The following is a 17,940-nucleotide window of genomic DNA, read 5'->3' on the forward strand; positions in this document are numbered from 1 at the left end:
GGCGCGGGGTAGAGCAGCCCGGTAGCTCGTCAGGCTCATAACCTGAAGGCCGCAGGTTCAAATCCTGCCCCCGCAACCAACTGAAGCGAAACCGCCCCGCGCTGATAAGCCGGGGCGTTTTGCGTGTCTGACGTATCCAACATCATGACCAGATCGCCTTCGAGTTCCAGGCGGTGGACCGTCATCGCCGCATACCCGCACCTCGCCGAGAAGCTCCCGCAGCAGCGCATTCGCTGCCACCATCTGGTCGCTGCCGCTCAGCAGCGACTCCATTGCCATCATGTGGGAATGTGCTTGCGCAAGTCCCGGATGGCTGAGGAAGCCATCGAGAAACTGGAAAACTGGCTTTGTTCGGAACGTCCATGGGTTGAACTGGGCGAGATGGATCTTCGGCCATTCCGGTCCGTAGAAAGCGGTTGAGGCGTGAAAGGGAAGTGAGCAGCTGGATGCCAGCGGATGCTCCGTGTTCCGTCATCCAGTTGTCGTAGATAGTGGCAAGATTGCATGTAGCTGATGCCGAACTTCCCGGATAGTTACAGATCTCGGTGGTGTCAGACACTCGCAACCAATGTTCCCCCCATGCCAGTCCCGCATCTACTCCGTACTCGTGGCTGATCGCGGCAAGGCCGCTCAGCATTGCACCATATCCCTCAGCGGAATTTCAGGCCGTTTGACAACTCCAAGTCAATCCGGCTTACCGGGCTGATCCGCCAGATGCCGGGACGGACAGCAAAGGGCTGCTCGATCCGCAGATGGACGATCGACGGAGCTTCCCAGGCACTGGAATGACCAGCCAACCGGTTCCAAGCGGTCAGGGCAGGCGGGTGCCACCGGGCCGCCATGTTGCCACCCGCCCGATCCTGTCGAACACCGGGGCAAGCCTGCCGCGGCAGTAGGTCAATCCCTCGTAGACAGAATAGGCTTGGCTTGCCCAGCCGACATAGATTTGCGGCCGGCCGGCTGCCGCGGCCAGCCAGGCCATCCGGTGAGAGGCGCGGCTGATCGCGGCGCGGGTGCGATAGACCAGCTTTCTGCGCCATCCGATCCCTGACGCCGACGGCGTAACGCGCTTGATCGGGCGGATGCCGCGCCTGAACCAGGTCAGGCGATACGCCAGCCCCTCGCGCCGCTGGCGGAAGCCTGCGGCCTGGGTGCCGGCCACGAAATCGGCATCGACCGGCTCGAGGTCCAGGCGACCGTCGGCCCTTGCCTCATCGATAAGGTGCTGGATCAGGGGCGCGCGGACCACCACGACGTTGGTGCCCCGCCCATCCGATGAATAGGGTTCCACCCAAGCGTCGCCGAAGCTGACATCGGCCGTTTCCGCCACGACATCGTCGCAGAAATTGCAGGCAGAGTTCTGGAAGAAGCCTGCCCCCCAATCGCCGTCGGCCAGATGGAACCAGTCCTTTTGCACGGTGCTGCCGTCGTCCAGCGTCAGATGCGCGGTATACCAGTTCGCGGGCCGGTTCGCGTCCTTCAGCCGGTATTCCACCGCGCGCACGCGGTCCGGTTCAGCTCCCAACTGCCAGGCAAAGCTCTCGACGAAGCGCGCGCTTTTCATGTGTCCGCAGAACAGTCCCAGCATGTGGGTGATCCGTTCCGCAAGAACCGGGTCCTGCGCGCGGGCAAGGTGAACGGCCTTGATGAAGCAGGGGATCCCCACCACCGCATAGCGGCCGGGCGAAGCGCGGACCTGATCCAGAACGGCCGCCAGATGGACGGGATGATAGCGTGACCGGGCGCCGGCCAGCAGTTCTTCCTCGGACCGGCTGATGCGATAGCCGAAGAAGGGTTCGCCTGGATTGCCGGGGTGGACATGCAGGACGCCGTCGATCTCTCCCCGCCGCATCAGCTCGGCCGCGACCCAGCTGACCATGCCGCCGGAACTGCCACGTTCGCGGAAGGGCGGCTCGGCCGCTGCGCCGACGTAACAGCTGACATGGCGGCCCAGCCGCGCATCCAGCAGCGGCGCGTCAGGGAAGCGGGCGGCGGCGATGGTGTCTTCGTTCGCGGCTGAAGGCGAGAAGGGGCAGAGCGCGGCAAAACCTTCGCTGCGCCGGTGCGTGGCGGGGCCGGAGGGTTTCAACTGGCCGTAATCGTCCCAGGCCATCGCAGCATCCGCCCCCGACGCACAAGTCCCGCAACCGATGCAAAGGCCGGAACGGACGATCTGCGCGGGGCTGAGCGGCTGTGTCATGCCCGCCCCGCCAGCGCCGCGTCCAGCCAGGCCGACGAATGCGCGCGCAAGTCCGCGATGCGGGCCTGGACCGCGCCCGAGACAGGCTCGGACAGCAGTGCGCCCACATCGGCGGGATCGCGGTCCTCGAAGGTCAGGTGGCGTTCGGCGGCCAGCAAGGCCGTCAGATCGCGGACTTTGGTCCAGCGGTAATCCGAGGGTGCGCAGGCCAATGGCTTGCCGTTCAGCAGCGCGAAGCAGCAGCCATGGAAATAGGTCGTGGCTACAGCCTGCGCCCCCGCCACCAAGGCTGCGAACTCCTGCGGCCCGGCGTCCAGCCGCTGCTCGTCGGCCCAATCGTTGCGATAGCCGACGCTGATCAAGCGCAACCCTCGGACACGGGCGGCGTCCTGCACGCGGTCGGCGAACCAGATGGGGATATGGTGGCCATAGACCAGCAGGTAAGGATCCCCGTCGGCGGGTTCCACCTGCGGCGGGTTCAGCAGGACGGGGTCCAGCACCATGGCAGGTTCCCGTCCGGTGGCCTGGGCCACGATCCCCCGGCTGTTGTCGTCGCGCACCGAGATGGCGTCCAATTCCTGCAGGCGGGCGGTCCATTCCGGCTCGACATCGGGGGCGGCATAGTTGCCGAAGCTGGCGGCATAGGTCACGACGCGCGGGGCCGGGATGCCGTCGCCCCAGAAGATCGGCTTGCCGCCATACCAGGGATGGGACAGGTTCAGCACCTCGTCGCTGCCGATCACTGCCAGATCGACGGGCGGCATCGCGCCGGGGTCGTCCAGGTCGAAGGGCGCGGACAGCGGAAGCGTATCGAAGGTTTCCACGAACTTGCGCAGCTTGCGCCCGTATTGCGCCACATCGGCGCGCGACGACCGGTCCGGTGTCAGCGGCTGGAAGGCATAGCGCCATTCGCGAGAGGTCACGTCGCGGGAGTGGTGGTCTAGCAGCACGGCGTCATGTCCGCGTGCGGCGATCGCCTCGACCAGGCAACGGGCCTGCCAATAGCTGCCGTAATTGATGCAGCGGTGGAAGGTGAGCACCCCGACGCGCATTCTATCGGCCATAGATCCGGTCGATTACCCGCGCGACCGTCACCAAATGCCGCGCGTCACCGTCATGGCGCGCCCCTGAAGCCAGCCGCGCCAGCCAATTCACCGCCGCGCGTCCGCCCCAGTCGTCGGGCGGCTCGACCAGGGGTTCGGCGCGGATGTGGTGGTGGCGTTCGGCCCGGAGGTCGTAAAAGGATCCGTTGACATTGCGCAGGCTCGCGCCGCCTTCGGTGCCGAAGAACTCGGCCGCGATCACGGCTTCTCGCCCGGCCTGCAAGCCCCAGGAACAGGCGAGGCGAACAACCGTTCCGCCCGCAAGATCCAGGGTGGCGATGGCGTAATCCTCGACCTGCGACGCAGGATGGGCCAGGGGGGCGCCCTTGGCGTAAAGGCGGCTTTCGACGCCGGTGACCTCGGGCCAGCCCAGCGACCACAGCGCAAGGTCGATCAGGTGGACGCCCAGGTCCACGACGCAGCCGCCGCCGGACAGCACGGGGTCATAGAACCAGGGCTTGTCCGGTCCCCAGGCGTTGTGGAAGGTCACGTCGAGGCCAAAGACATGACCCAAGCTGCCGGTATCCAGCAGCGGGCGGATCGCCCCCATGGCGGCGGTGTGGCGATAGGACAGGTCCACGCCCAGCAGGCGGTCGGCGCGGCGGGCCGCCTCGACCACGGCGGCGACCTCGGGGCCGGTGCGGCCCAGCGGCTTCTGGCAGAAGACCGCCTTGCCCGCTTCCAGCGCGGCAATGGACTGTTCCGCATGGGCCGCGCTGGGGGTGGCGATCACCACCGCATCGATGTCCTCGCGCAGCAGCGCGTCCAGCCCATCGACGCGCTTCGCGTCCGGCGTCAGCTTCAGCGCCTCGGCGGCGCTTGCATCATCCGGTTCGGCCACCGCAATGATCTCGGCCAGGCCGGTCGCGGCCAGCGCGGCCATCCGGTGCCGCCCGATCCAGCCGGTGCCCAGGAAGCCAAGGCGCGGCCTCACAGCGCCACCCAGGCCTTGACGAAAGCGCCCGGCTTGTCGCGGGTCGCGGCCAGTGCCTCGCCCAACTGGTCCAGCGTATAGGTCCCGGTCAGCAGCGGCGTCAGATCCAGCCGCCCCGATGCCAGCGCATCCACCGCCGCCCGCAGCCCCGCCACGCGCACGCCCGCGTCGCGTTCATGGGCGCTGACGATGTCGATGCCCTTCCAGTTCCACATCTGCATGTTCACCTGCCGAGGCCCGTCCTGGTGATAGCCTGCGATGACCAGACGCCCGCCCTCGGCCACAAGTTCCCCTGCCAGATCCAGCGGCCACTGCTTGCCCACGCATTCGATCACCCGTTCCGCCATGCGGCCATCGGTCAGGCGGCGCACGTCCTCGATGATGCGCCAGTGATCGTCCATGGGGATGGTTTCGGCAGCGCCCATCCGGCACGCCAGGTCCAGCGTCTCGGCCCGGCGGGACACGGCGATCACCCGCGCACCCGCACCTGTCGCCAGCCGCGTCAGGATCGCGCCCAGAAAACCGATGCCGACGATCACCACCGTCTGACCCGCGCGAAGGTCCGACCGCGCGAAGATGTTCATGGCGCAGGCCACGGGTTCGCCCGGAACCGGCATTCCGTCCAGGGCCGCGGGCAGCGGCACCACCATCGCGGCGGGCGCAACGTCGTATTCGGCATAGGACCGTTCGGTCAGCGCCGTCACGCGGTCGCCCACGGTCAGCCCCTCGACCCTTTCGCCCACAGCCGCGATCCGGCCCCAGCCCTCGTGTCCCATGCCGCCCGGCGTGCCGGGCCAGGTGGACCAGGGCTGTCCTTCCCAGGGTTCCACGTTCGACGCGCAGACGCCGCAGCCTTCCAGGCGGATCAGCACCTCGCCCGCGCCGGGCTGGGGGACAGGCACTTCGGCCACGGAAAACCGCTGCGGTCCCTCAAGGACCGCCGCACGCATGGTCTGGATCATATGGCTTCTCCTGGAACCCGGGCGCCACCCGGGCCCTTGTTCTTGGCAGGCTTGGCGAGGCTGTCATGGACCAGAAAGATCCCATTCCCCCCGGCGATGACATGAAGGAGCAACTGACCAGCAACATCATGCGCCTGGTCCAGCGGCGCAGGCAGGAGGATGCCCGCGCATCTCTCAGCGACAAGATCGCGGAAAGGATTACCCGGATTGCGGGGTCGATGACCTTCATCCTGCTGCATGTCGTCCTTTACGGCGGGATGCTGCTGGTGCTGACCGACCTGATCCCCATTCCCGTCCCCTTTGGCGAAGGGCTGGGGCTGATCGGGTCTGTCGCCTCGACCGAGGCGATCTTTTTGTCGCTGTTCGTGCTGATGAACCAACGGCGCGAGGAACAGCGCGCCGACGCCCGCGCCGACTTCACCCTGCATGTCAGCCTGCTGACCGAGGACGAACTGACCAAGCTTGCGACCGTGATCCACCGGATGGCCGAAAGGCTGGACGTGCCCATCGACGAAGGCGCGGCCCAGGAGGTCGAGAAGAACATCGACCCCGAACAGGTCCTGGACGCGCTGGAGGAAGTGGAGGGGGAGGGCGCCCCCGGTCATCCCGCCAGCCGTCACGACAAGGACGCCGTGGCAGGCAGACCCCCGGCGATGAAGGATTCGACCGCCTCGTAAGCCTCGTCGTCGGTCATCTGTTCGGGCGGGTGCTTGCAGAACCAGGCGGCGGGCGCGATCACCGGACCGGCAAGCCCGCGGTCGCGCGCGATGGCGGCGCAGCGGATCATGTCGATGGCGACGCCTGCGGAATTCGGGCTGTCCTCGACCGACAGGCGCAGTTCCAGGTTCATGGGCACACCGCCGAACAGCTCCCCTTCCATGCGCAGGAAGCAGACCTTGTTGTCGTTCTGCCAAGCCACATAGTCGGACGGACCGACATGGATGTTTTCATCCGCAATGCGGTCGGCGGCGACCGACTGCACGGCCTCGGTCTTGGAGATCTTCTTCTTCTCCAGCCGCTTGTGGTTCGCCATGTTCAGGAAGTCGGTATTGCCGCCGGTGTTCAGCTGATAGGTCCGGCACAGCTTGACGCCGCGCTTGTGGAACAGGTCGGTCAGCACCCGGTGAACGATGGTCGCGCCCAATTGGGCCTTGATGTCGTCGCCGATGATCGGCACGCCCGCCTTTTCGAACCGTTCCGCCCAGACCGGATCCGAGGCGATGAAGACCGGGATGTTGTTGACGAAGGCCACGCCCGCCTCCAGCGCACATTCGGCATAGAACTCGGTCGCCTGCTGGCTGCCCACGGGCAGGTAGTTCATCAGGACGTCCACCTGCGCGTCCCGCAGCGTGGCCACCACGTCTTCGCGCGTGGGTTCGGGCGCGTCGGCGGGGACGAAGGTGCGCGCCTCGGGATAATCGGCCATATGCTCGGCCACGCCGTCCAAGATGCGGCCCATGCGGACCACCGCGCCGGTGTCGGGCACCTCCGGCGCAAAGACCGCCGTGCAGTTGGGCAGGGCGAAGATCGCCTGCGCCACGTCGCGGCCCACCTTGCGGGCGTCGATGTCCCAGGCCGCGACCACGCGGATGTCGTCGGGGCGATAGCCCCCCAGCGAATGATGCATCAGCCCCGTGGCATCGTTGCGCCCCGTGTAATGCGCCAGCCCCTGCACCAGCGAGCTGGCGCAGTTGCCGACCCCGACGATGGCGATGTTGATCGGCATATGGGCGTCTTTCATGTGGGGGCCTTCCGGTCAGGACGGGTCAAGTCAGGGCGGCCAGCTTTGTAGCTGGCTGTGCCTCAACCCGTTGGGGCGCATATCGTTCAATCATCGCCGCGCAGAAGTCGGCGAACTGTTGCGGATCATGCGGCGGGCTGGTGTGATGCGCGCCTGGACCCAGATGTTCCGGCGTGAAGCAGAAGGTGACGGTGGTGTCGAAATCGGCCAGGGCCTCCATCTGCCGGTCGAACCAGCCCAAGGCATCGGGGCGGAAGCTGTCCGCCCAGGACAGGCCGGTGCGCAGGTGCCGCACGCCCAGCCGTTTCATCCAGGCCACCGCGTCGTCCAGGCGCGGATCCTGGTAATGGAACCACTGCATCAGCCCCATGTCGGCGGCGTGGGGCGCATAGGCCTCCAGCCCCGGCTTGGGCGTGCCGTCGGCGCGGATCAGGCCCATGTAGAAATGGCGGTAATAGGAGGAACCCTCGGCCTCGCGGTGCCGCGTTGTGGCGCCCCATTCCTGCGGCAGGTCGAACAGCGAATACCAGAAGATGCGCGGCACGCGGCCGACCAGCAGCTCGGCGGTCTTCTGCACGCCGAAGACCTGCACTTCCTCGGCGCCGAAGGAACCCACGCCCACTTCCGTGACCCAGACGGGCTTGTCGGTGACGGCCTCGATCTCGGCCACCTTGGCGGGCCATTCGTGGATCTGCCACAGGTTCCAGTCCAGCGGAAAGCCGTGGACCGCGACCACGTCCACATGATCCAGCGCGCCATGCCCTTCCATCCGCTGCACCCACAAGGGGTCAATGGGCGACATGCCGCCCAGCACGCGGGTCACACCCGGGTTCACGTCGCGGATCGCTTGCCCCGCCAGCGTCACGCATTGGGCAAAGCGCGACCAGTCCGGGTCGAGTTCGGGATCCCAGTGGGACTTGTTGTTCGGCTCGTTCCAGATCATCGCGGCTTCGATCATCGGGCGGCACCTCCTTGGCTGGGATAGACCGCGTGCGGTCCGTATTGGGCGAATGGCACCGGCGCGGTGCGGCACAGGTAAACTTCGTCGGCGGGTCCGGCATCCACCGCAAAGCCCGAGGCGCGCAGCATCGCCTCGACGCCCGCGCGGTTCGGGACCCACCAATTGGTCCAGTCATGCGCCCACTGATGCTCGATGAAGGCCATGCGCGGCCAGTCGGGCTGCTGGAACTGCGCGTCCTCGCTGAAATCGTAGTCGGCGGCGGGCTGCGCCACGCTGTCGGAACCGCGCGTCAACGTCTGGAACAGCATCAGGTCGCCCGCGACGTGTTCGCGGATCAGATCCAGCGCCAGAAGCGGGTGGCGCAGGTGGTACAGCACCCCCATGAAGACCACGAGGTCGAAGCGTTCGCCCAGGGCCGCCACGTCATAGACGCCCATCTGCCGGAACTCGACCTTGTCGATGTCCAGCACCTCGGACGCGAAACGGGCCTGGGCCAGATAGCGGGCGTCGGTGTCGATGCCAAGGACGCGGGCGGCACCCCGGCGGCGCATTTCAAAACTGTAGAAGCCGGCGTTGCAGCCGATGTCCAGCACCGTCTTTCCGGTCAGATCGGCGGGCACCAGATGCGAGAAACGAGAGAACTTATCCGCAGGATAATCGCCCAGGAAATGCGCTGGCGCGGTCCTGACGCCCTTCAGATCCAGGTTCTGGAACCAGGGGCCAAGTCCTTCTGCTTTCTGGGCAATCTGCGTTGTGTTCATTATGCGTTCCGTTATTCCCTGCCATTTATGGTTAGGACATGGGCCTTGCCTTGTCCATGCGCCATGACCCAACTGACCGATGCCGGGTCGATATCGAAGCGCAGGATGTTGTCCAACGACAGGCCCAGAGCATGGGCGATCACGCCCCGGATGACGTCGCAATGGCTGACGCAAAGAACCGGCCCGCCCCCTTGCCGCGCAAGCCCGTCCAGATGGGCCATTGCACGCGACACGGCACCGGTCATCGTCTCGCCGCCCGGCGTGGGCGCGGTCGCTCGTGCCGCGTTCCAATGCTGCCAGGCAGGATCACCGTCCAGGTCCGCAAACCGCGCGCCGGACCAGGCGCCGAAGTCGATCTCGTCCAGCCCTTCCGCCCGGACCGGGACCAGGCCCATGCCCTGGCCCAGGATCGCCGCGGTTTCGACCGTGCGGCGGCGGGGGCTGGTGGCGATGCCCGTGACACCCCGCTCCGCCAGCCGTCCCGCCAGCGCCGCCGTCTCCTCGCGCCCCGCTGTGTTCAGCGCGATGTCGCGGCTCCGCCCGCTTAGCCAGGTGCCCAGGTCGTCATGCGCGCCATGGCGGACCAGTCCCACCAGCACGCTCATGCGGCGGCCCGGACGGACCGCAGGCAGGCCAAGCAACAAAGATGAAGGTGATGAGGGAACAAAATCCGCATGGAAGCTTTAACACCACAGGACTGAAACAGTTGCAATTTCTCGATCAGAGAACGGGGGACACGATGGAAAAGGTTCTGATCACCGGCGGCGCGGGCTTCATCGGCCGCTTCGTCACCGACGAGCTGCTGCGGCGCGGCCACCAGGTGCGGGTGCTGGATGCCCTGATCCCGCAGGTCCATGGCGAAGGCGCCTCCCGCCCCGATGCGCTGAACCGGGACGCCGAATTCATCCAGGGCGACGTGCGCGACGGGGACGCCGTGGCCCGCGCGCTGAAGGGCGTGGACAGCGTGATCCACCTGGCCGCCGAGGTCGGCGTGGGCCAGTCCATGTACGAGGTCGAACGCTATACCTCCACCAACGACGTGGGCACCGCCGTCCTGTTCGAGAAGCTGATCGACAATCCCGTGCGCCGCGTGGTCACGGCATCGTCCATGTCGATCTATGGCGAGGGGCTTTACCGCGACGCCGACGGCGCGATGGTCGAGGATGCCGAGCGCGTGGGCATCCGTGACGGGCTGAAGCAGTGGGATCCGACCGACGCCCAGGGCCACCCGCTGACCCCGGTCGCCACGCCGGAATGGAAGCGTCCGAACCTGGCGTCGATCTATGCGCTGAACAAGTTCGTGCAGGAACGCACCACCCATATCATGACCGCCCCTTATGGGATCGAGGGCGTCTGCCTGCGGCTGTTCAACGTCTTCGGCCCCGGCCAGGCGCTGTCGAACCCCTATACCGGGGTGCTGGCGATCTTCGCCTCGCGTTACCTCAACGGCCAGGCGCCGATGATCTTCGAGGATGGCGAGCAGCGCCGCGATTTCGTCCATGTCTCCGACGTGGCCCGTGCCTTTGCGGAATCGCTGTCGCTCCCGCAGGCGGCGGGCGGCACCTTCAACATCGGCTCGGGCCACGACCGGTCTGTGACCGAGGTCGCGCAGGAACTGGGTCGCGCCATGGGCCGCAATGCGCTGGAGCCGCAGCTCGTTGGCAAGGCCCGGATCGGCGACATCCGCCACTGCTTCTGCGACACCACGCTTGCGGCGGAAAAGCTGGGCTTCACCGCGCAGACGGATTTCCGCGAGGGGCTGGCCGAACTGGCCGAATGGGTCGCCAGCCAGACCGCCGTGGACAACGTGGAAAAGATGCGGGCGGAACTCGACAAGCGCGGGCTGGTGGCGTGATGGCCAGGTCCGACGCATCCGCCGATCCGCGCCCGGTGCTGGTCACCGGCGGCGCAGGCTTCATCGGCTCGAACCTGGCCGACCGGCTGGCCGGCGACGGGCACCGGGTCATCGTCTATGACGCGATGAGCCGCCCGGGGGTCGAGCGGAACCTCGCCTGGCTGCAAGGGCGCCACGGCGACCGGATCACCCACATCCAGGCCGACATCCGCGACGCGGCCCGCATGGCACAGGCGGCGCAGCAGGCGAAGGTGGTCTTCCACCTGGCCGCCCAGGTCGCCGTGACCACCAGCATGGTCGAGCCCGTCGAGGACATGACGATCAACCTGATCGGCACCATGAACCTGCTGGAGGCGTTGCGCGCCAAGGGTGACGGCACGCCGCTGGTCTTCGCCTCGACCAACAAGGTCTATGGCGATCTGGCCGACCTCGACTTCGCGCTGGAAGGCGAGGCCTACAAGCCCACCGACAGCGACGTGCGCGCCCATGGCATTGGCGAGGCCCGCCCGCTGGACTTCCACACCCCCTATGGCTGTTCCAAGGGCGCGGCGGACCAATATGTGCTGGACTATGCCCGCAGCTTCGGCGTGCCCACCTGCGTCTTGCGCATGTCCTGCATCTATGGCCAGCGCCAGATGGGGACCGAGGACCAGGGTTGGGTCGCCCATTTCCTGATCCGCGCGCTGAAGGGCCAGGGGATCACGCTTTACGGCGACGGCTGCCAGGTGCGCGACATCTTGGACGTGTCGAACGCGGTCGAGGCCTATCTGGCCGCCTGGAACCGCATCGACCAGGTCTCGGGCCGGGTCTTCAACCTGGGCGGCGGGCCGAGCAACGCGGTCAGCCTGCGCCAGCTTTTGGACTTCGTGGGCCGGATCATCGACCGACCCGTAGACATCACCTATGCCGACTGGCGCGCGGGCGACCAGCGGTATTTCGTGGCCGATACCCGCGCGGCGGATCAGGCGCTTGGCCTTTCGACCAAGGTGGACTGGCAGGACGGCGTGACCCGGCTGGCGCAATGGCTGGCCTCCGAGGGCGGGATCAACCTGCCCATCGGCCAGCCCCTGGCGAAATCGGCATGATGCGGGTGCTGATGACCACCGACGCGGTCGGCGGCGTCTGGCAGTATGCGCTGGAACTGGCCGGGGCGCTGGACGCCCAGGTGGTGCTGGCCGTGCTGGGCCCCGCACCGGATGCGGATCAGCGCGCCGCAGTGGATGCGGCGGGCGTGACGCTGTTGGACATCGGCCTGCCGCTGGACTGGCTCAGCCCCGGCCCCGCGCCGGTGCTGGCGGCGGCGGATGCGGTGGCGCGGCTGGCCCGCGAAACCGGGGCGGATCTGGTGCATCTGAACGCCCCCGCGCTGGCCGTGGCACGGTTTGACCAGCCGGTCGTGGCGGTGAACCACGGCTGCCTGGGCACCTGGTGGGACGCGGCGCGCGGCGGGGCGGTGGACCCTGCGCTGGCCTGGCTGCCCGACCTGGTGGGCCAAGGGTTACGCGCGGCGGATCGCGTGGTGGCGCCGACCCGCGCCTATGCCGAGGCGACAGCGCGGCGATATGGCCTGCCGGTGACGCCCCTGGCGGTCCACAACGGCCGCACGGCCCTGCCCCTGCCGGACGCGCAGCCCTTCCACGGCGCGCTGACGATCGGGCGGCTCTGGGACGAGGCCAAGGACAGCGCCACCCTGGACGCCACGGCGGCCCGGCTGGACGCGCCCTTTGTCGCCATCGGCGCCACCCGCGCGCCCCATGGGGCCACTGTCACGCCCGCGCATCTGCAAGCGACCGGCCCGCTTCCGGCCGAGATCATCGGCCACTGGCTCGCCCGCCGCCCCGTCTTCGCCAGCGCCGCGCGGTTCGAGCCCTTCGGCCTGGCCGTGCTGGAAGCTGCGCAAGCCGGATGCCCGCTGGTGCTGTCGGACATTCCCACGTTCCGCGAACTCTGGGACGGCGCCGCCACCTTCATTGCGCCCGGCGACGCGCAGGGCTTTGCCGATGCCATCGGCGCGCTTCTGGTCGATCCCTCGCGCCATGCCGCGCAGGGCAAGGCCGCCCGAAGCCTCGCCGCTCGCTATACCCCCGCCGCCACCGCAGCAGCGATGACGGAAATCTATCGCGACGCCCTTTGCAGACGGACCCAAGCCGCATGAAGATCGTCTATTTCACCCATTCGCTGCAAAGCTGCTGGAACCACGGCAACGCCCATTTCCTGCGCGGCGTGCTGCGGGAACTGGCCGCCCTGGGCCACCATGTCCGCGCCCTGGAACCGCAAGGCGCCTGGAGCCTGGAGAACCTGCTGCGCGACCATGGCCAGACGGGGCTTGATCCCTTCCGCCGGAACTATCCCGACCTGTCGGTCGAAACCTATGACCCTGCCGCCGATCCGGTGGATCTGGCGGGCGATGCCGACTTGGTGATCGTCCACGAATGGAACGACCCGGTGCTGGCCGCGACCCTGGGGAAGGCGCGCAAGGGGGGTGCCCGCTTCAAGCTGCTGTTCCACGACACCCATCACCGCGCCGTCAGCGACCCCGAGGCGATCCGCGCCTTCGACCTGTCGGGCTTCGACGGCGTGCTGGCCTTTGGCGAGACGCTGGCGCAGGTTTATCGCCGCTGGGGTTGGGGCGATCGCGTCTGGACCTGGCACGAAGCCGCCGACACCCGCCTGTTCCACCCGCCCGCGCAGGAAACCAACCGCGAGGGCCTGGTCTGGATCGGCAACTGGGGCGACGGAGAGCGGACCGAGGAGCTGGAAAGCTTCCTGTTCCGCCCAGGCCGCGATGCGGGCCTGCCGCTCGACATCTACGGCGTCCGCTACCCGGCCGAGGCGCTGGCGACGCTGGACCGCTATGGCGTCCACTATCACGGCTGGGCGCCGAATGCCGCAGCGCCCGAGATCTTCGCCCGCCACATGGCGACGGTCCACGTGCCCCGGCGCTTCTATACCACGATGCTGCCCGGCATCCCGACCATCCGCGTCTTCGAGGCGCTGGCCTGCGGCATCCCCCTTGTCTCGGCCCCGTGGCAGGACAGCGAGAACCTGTTCCGCCCCGGCCAAGACTTCCTGTTCGCCCGCGACGGGGCGGAAATGACCGCCCATCTGCGCGACCTTGCGCATGACCCCGACCTGCGCGCCTCGCTTGTGGCGCATGGGCTGGAAACCATCCGCGCCCGCCACACCTGCGCCCATCGCGCGCAGGAACTGCTGTCCATCGCCGCCCAGCTCGGCCTGAACCAAGGAGCCTCCGCGGCATGAAGATCGCCTTCTACGGATCCAGCCTTCTGTCGTCCTACTGGAACGGTGCTGCCACCTATTACCGCGGCGTGCTGGGGGAACTGGCCAAGCGCGGCTACCAGATCACCTTCTATGAACCCGATGCCTTCGACCGGCAGAAGCACCGCGACATCGACCCGCCCGACTGGTGCCGGTCGGTCGTCTATCCCGCGACCGAGGACGCCATGCGCGGCGTCCTGGCCGAGGCGGCGCAGGCCGACATCGTGGTCAAGGCCAATGGTGTCGGCGTGTTCGACCGCGAACTGCTGGAGGGCGTGGTCGCCACTGCCCGCCCCGGCGCGCTGAAGATCTTCTGGGACGTGGACGCGGCGGCGACCCTGGATGAGATGCGCGCGGATGCCAGCCATCCCGTGCGCCAGGCGCTGCCCGGCCTCGACATGGTGCTGACCTATGGCGGCGGTCCCCCGGTGGTGGAGGCCTATCGCGGCTTCGGCGCGAAGCTGTGCGAGCCGGTCTATAACGCGCTGGACCCCGCGACCCATCACCCGGCGCCCGCTGATCCGAAATTCGCCTCGGACCTTGCCTTCCTGGGCAACCGCCTGCCCGACCGCGAGGCGCGGGTCGAGGAGTTCTTCCTCAAACCCGCCGCGATGCTGGCAGACCGCAGCTTCCTGATCGGCGGCAACGGCTGGGACAGCAAGCCCATGCCCCCCAACGTGCGCCACCTGGGCCATGTCTATACGCATGAGCACAACGCCTTCAACTGCACGCCGCTGGCCGTCCTGAACGTTGCCCGCGACAGCATGGCGCATGTGGGCTTTTCCCCCGCCACCCGCGTCTTCGAGGCCGCCGGCGCCGCCGCCTGCCTGATCACCGACGCCTGGGAAGGGATCGAGCAATTCCTGACCCCGGATCGCGAAGTCCTGGTCGCCCGCGACGGGCAGGACGTGGCCGACCACCTGGCGGCGCTGACGCCCGAGCGCGCAAAGGAAATCGGCCAGGCCGCGCTGGCGCGGGTCAAGGCGGAACACACCTATGCCCTGCGCGGTGCGCAGGTGGACGCGCTGCTGCGCGCGCAGGCAAAGGGAATGGCGGCATGAAGCTGGTCGTCCTTGGCCTGTCGCTGTCGTCGTCTTGGGGGAACGGCCACGCCACCACCTTCCGCGCCCTGCTGAAATCCTTTGCCCGGCGCGGGCACGAGGTGCTGTTCCTGGAGCGCGACGTGCCCTGGTATGCCAGCCAGCGCGACCTGAGCGACCCCGACTGGTGCCGGCTGGAGTTCTATGCGGACCTTCCCGGCCTGGACGTCTGGCGCAAGGAGATCGCTGCGGCGGATGCGGTGATCGTCGGCAGCTATGTCCCCGACGGGGTCGAAGTGTCCCGCCGGGTGCAAGACTGGGCGCGCGGCACGACGGGCTTCTACGACATCGACACGCCGGTGACGCTGGCCAAGCTGGAGCGGGGCGATTTCGAATACCTCTCGCCCGCCGTCATCCCCGGCTTCGATGTCTACCTGTCCTTCACCGGCGGCCCGACGCTGCGGCATATCGAGGGCCGCTATGGCTCGCCCATGGCGCGGGCGCTGTATTGCTCGGTCGATCTGGACCTGTATGGCCCGCGCGACGTGCCCACCCGCTGGGACCTGTCCTATCTGGGCACCTACAGCGACGACCGCCAGCCCACGCTGGAACGGCTGCTGCTGGAACCCGCGCGCCAGCGCCCCGACCTGCGCTTCGTCGTAGCCGGGCCGCAATATCCCGCCCATATCGACTGGCCCGCCAATGTCGAACGGATCGAGCATTGCCCGCCCACCGACCACGCCGCCTTCTATTCCGCCAGCCGCTTCACGCTGAACGTGACGCGGGCCGACATGATCCGGGCGGGATACTCGCCTTCCGTCCGCCTGTTCGAGGCCGGAGCCTGCGCCACGCCCATCATCTCGGACAGGTGGGACGGGATCGAGACGCTGTTCCGGCCCGGAGAGGAAATCGTGCTGGCCGATAGCGCGGCTGACGTGTTGGCGGCGTTGGGCCGTGACGCCGGGGCCATGGGCCGCGCGGCACGGGCGCGGATCGAAGCCGCGCATTCGTCCGACCATCGCGCGGCGGAACTGGAGGCGCATCTGACCGATGCGGCGCAACACAAGGCTGGCACCCGTCCAGTCGAAACAGCGGAGGGATAAGCAGCATGAGGAAACAGACCAACCTGGATCGTGACCCTCGCGGAACTGTGCAACCCTTGTCGCTGAACGTCGTCGCGGGGGGCGCGGGCTTCATCGGATCGCATCTGTGCCGCGCGCTTCTGGACCGGGGGGAGTCGGTCCTGTGCCTTGACAACCTGCAGACCTCTCGCCCCTCGAACCTGCGGGCGCTGGAGGGCCAGCTCCGGTTCCGCTTCCTGCGCCACGACATCACCCAGCCCTTGCCGGCGGAACTGCTGCGCCTGGCCCCGCGCATCACGCGCGTCTGGAACCTGGCCTGCGCGGCCTCTCCGCCGCATTACCAGCGCGACCCGGAACACACGATGATGACCAACGTGGTCGGCACCAACCACCTGCTGCGGCTGGCCGAGACTGCCAAGGCGCGCTTCCTGCTGACCTCGACCAGCGAGGTTTACGGCGACCCCGAGATCCATCCCCAGGCCGAAAATTACCGCGGCAATGTCAGCTGCACCGGCCCCCGCGCCTGCTATGACGAAGGCAAGCGCGCGGCAGAATCGCTGGCCTTCGATTATGCGCGCGCAGGCCGGGCGCAGGTGCGCGTGGCGCGCATCTTCAACACCTATGGTCCCAACATGGACCCGGGCGATGGGCGCGTGGTGTCGAACCTGATCTGCCAGGCGCTGCGCGGGGACGAGTTGACGGTCTATGGCGACGGCAGCCAGACGCGTTCGTTCTGCTATGTCTCGGACATGGTGGCCGGGCTGATGGCGCTGATGGAGGCCGAGATCGACGGGATGGAGCCCGTGAACCTGGGCAACCCCGCCGAGATGACGGTGAACGAATTGCTGGGCCATGTCCTGGCCCTGACCGGCACGCGTGCGCCCGTCGTTCATCGCCCGCTGCCGGTGGACGACCCGCGCCGCAGGCGCCCTGACATCAGCCGCGCCGGCGTGCTGCTGGGCTGGGCGCCGCAGGTGCCGCTGGCTGAAGGGTTAGAGGCGACCTGCGCGTGGTTCGCGGCGGAACTGGCGGCGGCCAAGCCCGCTGCGGCCGGGATTGTCGGTTAGGGCCATGGATGCGCGCCATGCCGCAGGGGACCGGCCACCAGGACCGGGCGAGACGGGTGCCATGACCGATCGCGATCCCTGGACCACTGCCATGCGGCGTGGCGACTTTCCTGCCGCCTGGGCCATCGCGGCCGAGGAACTGGCTCGTCGCGACCCGGCGACACGCGACGACCCTCGCCAGCCCTACCATCTCCGCTGGGTCTGGGATGGCCGTCCCTTCGAAGGGCGGGATGTGCTGGTTCGATGCTATCACGGGCTGGGCGACACGCTGATGTTCTCGCGCTTACTGCCCCTGCTGGCAAGGCGGGCGGCGCGAGTTACTGTCGAGATTCAGCCCCATCTGGTGCCGCTGTTCCGGGGCTTTCCCGGCATCGACCGGCTGGTCCCCTTCGATGTGGCGCGGCCCCTGCCGCCGCAGGATTGCGACATCGAGATCATGGAACTGCCGCTTGCCTTGCGCGCCGGCCCGTCGGACGCGCCGTTTCCCGCGCTGGACGTCGTTGCGCCCGCCGCACTGCCGCCCGACACGGTCGGGCTGTGCTGGGGCGCGGGCGATTGGGACGCCCGGCGATCCGCGCCCGAGGCCATGTTTGCGCCCTTCTGCACAGGCCCGGCGCTGTCCCTGATGCCGGGGCCGACCGCGCTTCCGGTCCTGAACCCGGAGGGCTGCCCCTTGGACATCCTGCAAACGGCGCAGCTTGTGGCCGGATCGGCCCTTGTCGTCACGGTGGACACCATGATCGCCCATCTGGCCGGAATCCTGGAACGGCCGGTCTGGCTGCTGGCCCGGCACGACCCCGACTGGCGCTGGCCCGTCCAGGCCGAATGCACCCCCTGGTATCCGACGATGCGCGTCTGGCGCCAGTCCGCGCCCGGAGATTGGGCTGGCGTGATCGGCAGGGCGGTCGCGGCATTGGATCGCGTGCCCCGGTTTCAGCCTGCAGAAGGGAAATGA

General features: G+C 68.0%; 17 protein-coding genes and 1 tRNA gene. 10 read left to right on the forward strand and 8 right to left on the reverse strand.

Annotated elements, in window-relative coordinates; all coding sequences use genetic code 11:
• Positions 1-2: 2 nt before the first annotated feature.
• Positions 3-79, forward strand: a tRNA-Met gene (locus tag RAH32_RS17580).
• 732 nt (positions 80-811) lie between these two features.
• Here the strand turns inward: RAH32_RS17580 and RAH32_RS17585 are convergent.
• Genes RAH32_RS17585 through RAH32_RS17600 form a run of 4 tightly spaced genes read right to left on the reverse strand, consistent with a single transcriptional unit; the run spans position 812 to position 5,199 of the window.
• Positions 812-2,200 carry a Coenzyme F420 hydrogenase/dehydrogenase, beta subunit C-terminal domain gene (locus RAH32_RS17585; RefSeq protein ID WP_306609663.1) on the reverse strand — a complete coding sequence of 463 codons (1,389 nt, stop codon included), beginning with the start codon at positions 2,198-2,200 and terminating at the stop codon, positions 812-814.
• On the reverse strand, positions 2,197-3,264 hold the full coding sequence (locus RAH32_RS17590) for a polysaccharide pyruvyl transferase family protein (protein ID WP_306609665.1): 1,068 nt from the start codon (positions 3,262-3,264) through the stop codon (positions 2,197-2,199). Before RAH32_RS17590 ends, RAH32_RS17585 begins: the two co-directional genes overlap by 4 nt.
• Complete coding sequence (locus RAH32_RS17595) at positions 3,254-4,237, reverse strand: Gfo/Idh/MocA family protein (protein ID WP_306609667.1); 984 nt, start codon at positions 4,235-4,237, stop codon at positions 3,254-3,256. The genes RAH32_RS17590 and RAH32_RS17595 overlap by 11 nt, the downstream gene beginning before the upstream one ends.
• Complete coding sequence (locus tag RAH32_RS17600; RefSeq protein WP_306609669.1) at positions 4,234-5,199, reverse strand: MDR/zinc-dependent alcohol dehydrogenase-like family protein; 966 nt, start codon at positions 5,197-5,199, stop codon at positions 4,234-4,236. The genes RAH32_RS17595 and RAH32_RS17600 overlap by 4 nt, the downstream gene beginning before the upstream one ends.
• A 65-nt stretch (positions 5,200-5,264) precedes the next feature.
• On the opposite strand from RAH32_RS17600, the gene RAH32_RS17605 reads away from it, so the two are divergent.
• Positions 5,265-5,876 carry a DUF1003 domain-containing protein gene (locus RAH32_RS17605; protein ID WP_306609671.1) on the forward strand — a complete coding sequence of 204 codons (612 nt, stop codon included), beginning with the start codon at positions 5,265-5,267 and terminating at the stop codon, positions 5,874-5,876.
• Here the strand turns inward: RAH32_RS17605 and RAH32_RS17610 are convergent.
• The 4 genes from RAH32_RS17610 to RAH32_RS17625 are packed head-to-tail and all read right to left on the reverse strand — an operon-like array spanning position 5,816 to position 9,267.
• The gene (locus RAH32_RS17610; protein WP_306609673.1) at positions 5,816-6,940 is read right to left on the reverse strand and encodes an inositol-3-phosphate synthase; all 1,125 of its coding nucleotides are present in this window, start codon (positions 6,938-6,940) and stop codon (positions 5,816-5,818) included. The two genes, RAH32_RS17605 and RAH32_RS17610, sit on opposite strands and share 61 nt — an antisense overlap.
• Positions 6,941-6,965: 25 nt before the next feature.
• A complete protein-coding gene (locus tag RAH32_RS17615) occupies positions 6,966-7,898 on the reverse strand; it encodes a glycosyl hydrolase (RefSeq protein WP_306609675.1) in 933 nt (310 codons plus the stop codon).
• A complete protein-coding gene (locus tag RAH32_RS17620) occupies positions 7,895-8,662 on the reverse strand; it encodes a TIGR04290 family methyltransferase (RefSeq protein WP_306609677.1) in 768 nt (255 codons plus the stop codon). Before RAH32_RS17620 ends, RAH32_RS17615 begins: the two co-directional genes overlap by 4 nt.
• An 11-nt stretch (positions 8,663-8,673) precedes the next feature.
• Positions 8,674-9,267: a histidine phosphatase family protein gene (locus RAH32_RS17625; RefSeq protein WP_306609679.1), complete on the reverse strand. Its 594-nt coding sequence runs from the start codon at positions 9,265-9,267 to the stop codon at positions 8,674-8,676.
• A 134-nt stretch (positions 9,268-9,401) separates the two neighbouring features.
• Here RAH32_RS17625 and RAH32_RS17630 point away from each other — a divergent pair, with 134 nt between their 5' ends.
• The 8 genes from RAH32_RS17630 (at position 9,402) to RAH32_RS17665 (ending at position 17,940) form a co-directional block, all read left to right on the forward strand.
• Positions 9,402-10,517: an NAD-dependent epimerase/dehydratase family protein gene (locus RAH32_RS17630; protein WP_306609681.1), complete on the forward strand. Its 1,116-nt coding sequence runs from the start codon at positions 9,402-9,404 to the stop codon at positions 10,515-10,517.
• Positions 10,517-11,602 carry an SDR family NAD(P)-dependent oxidoreductase gene (locus RAH32_RS17635; RefSeq protein WP_306609682.1) on the forward strand — a complete coding sequence of 362 codons (1,086 nt, stop codon included), beginning with the start codon at positions 10,517-10,519 and terminating at the stop codon, positions 11,600-11,602. The genes RAH32_RS17630 and RAH32_RS17635 overlap by 1 nt, the downstream gene beginning before the upstream one ends.
• An 11-nt stretch (positions 11,603-11,613) precedes the next feature.
• Positions 11,614-12,672: a glycosyltransferase family 4 protein gene (locus RAH32_RS17640; RefSeq protein ID WP_306609684.1), complete on the forward strand. Its 1,059-nt coding sequence runs from the start codon at positions 11,614-11,616 to the stop codon at positions 12,670-12,672.
• Complete coding sequence (locus RAH32_RS17645; protein WP_306609687.1) at positions 12,669-13,778, forward strand: CgeB family protein; 1,110 nt, start codon at positions 12,669-12,671, stop codon at positions 13,776-13,778. Before RAH32_RS17640 ends, RAH32_RS17645 begins: the two co-directional genes overlap by 4 nt.
• Positions 13,775-14,857, forward strand: coding sequence for a CgeB family protein (locus RAH32_RS17650; RefSeq protein WP_306609689.1), 1,083 nt, complete (start codon positions 13,775-13,777; stop codon positions 14,855-14,857). The genes RAH32_RS17645 and RAH32_RS17650 overlap by 4 nt, the downstream gene beginning before the upstream one ends.
• Positions 14,854-15,939 (forward strand): CgeB family protein, encoded by a 1,086-nt coding sequence (locus RAH32_RS17655; protein ID WP_306609690.1) that lies wholly within the window; start codon positions 14,854-14,856, stop codon positions 15,937-15,939. The genes RAH32_RS17650 and RAH32_RS17655 overlap by 4 nt, the downstream gene beginning before the upstream one ends.
• 5 nt (positions 15,940-15,944) lie before the next feature.
• Positions 15,945-16,985: a UDP-glucuronic acid decarboxylase family protein gene (locus tag RAH32_RS17660; RefSeq protein WP_306609692.1), complete on the forward strand. Its 1,041-nt coding sequence runs from the start codon at positions 15,945-15,947 to the stop codon at positions 16,983-16,985.
• A gap of 61 nt (positions 16,986-17,046) precedes the next feature.
• The gene (locus RAH32_RS17665) at positions 17,047-17,940 is read left to right on the forward strand and encodes a glycosyltransferase family protein (RefSeq protein ID WP_306609694.1); all 894 of its coding nucleotides are present in this window, start codon (positions 17,047-17,049) and stop codon (positions 17,938-17,940) included.

The organism is Paracoccus yibinensis (assembly GCF_030846195.1).
Lineage (GTDB): Bacteria > Pseudomonadota > Alphaproteobacteria > Rhodobacterales > Rhodobacteraceae > Paracoccus > Paracoccus yibinensis.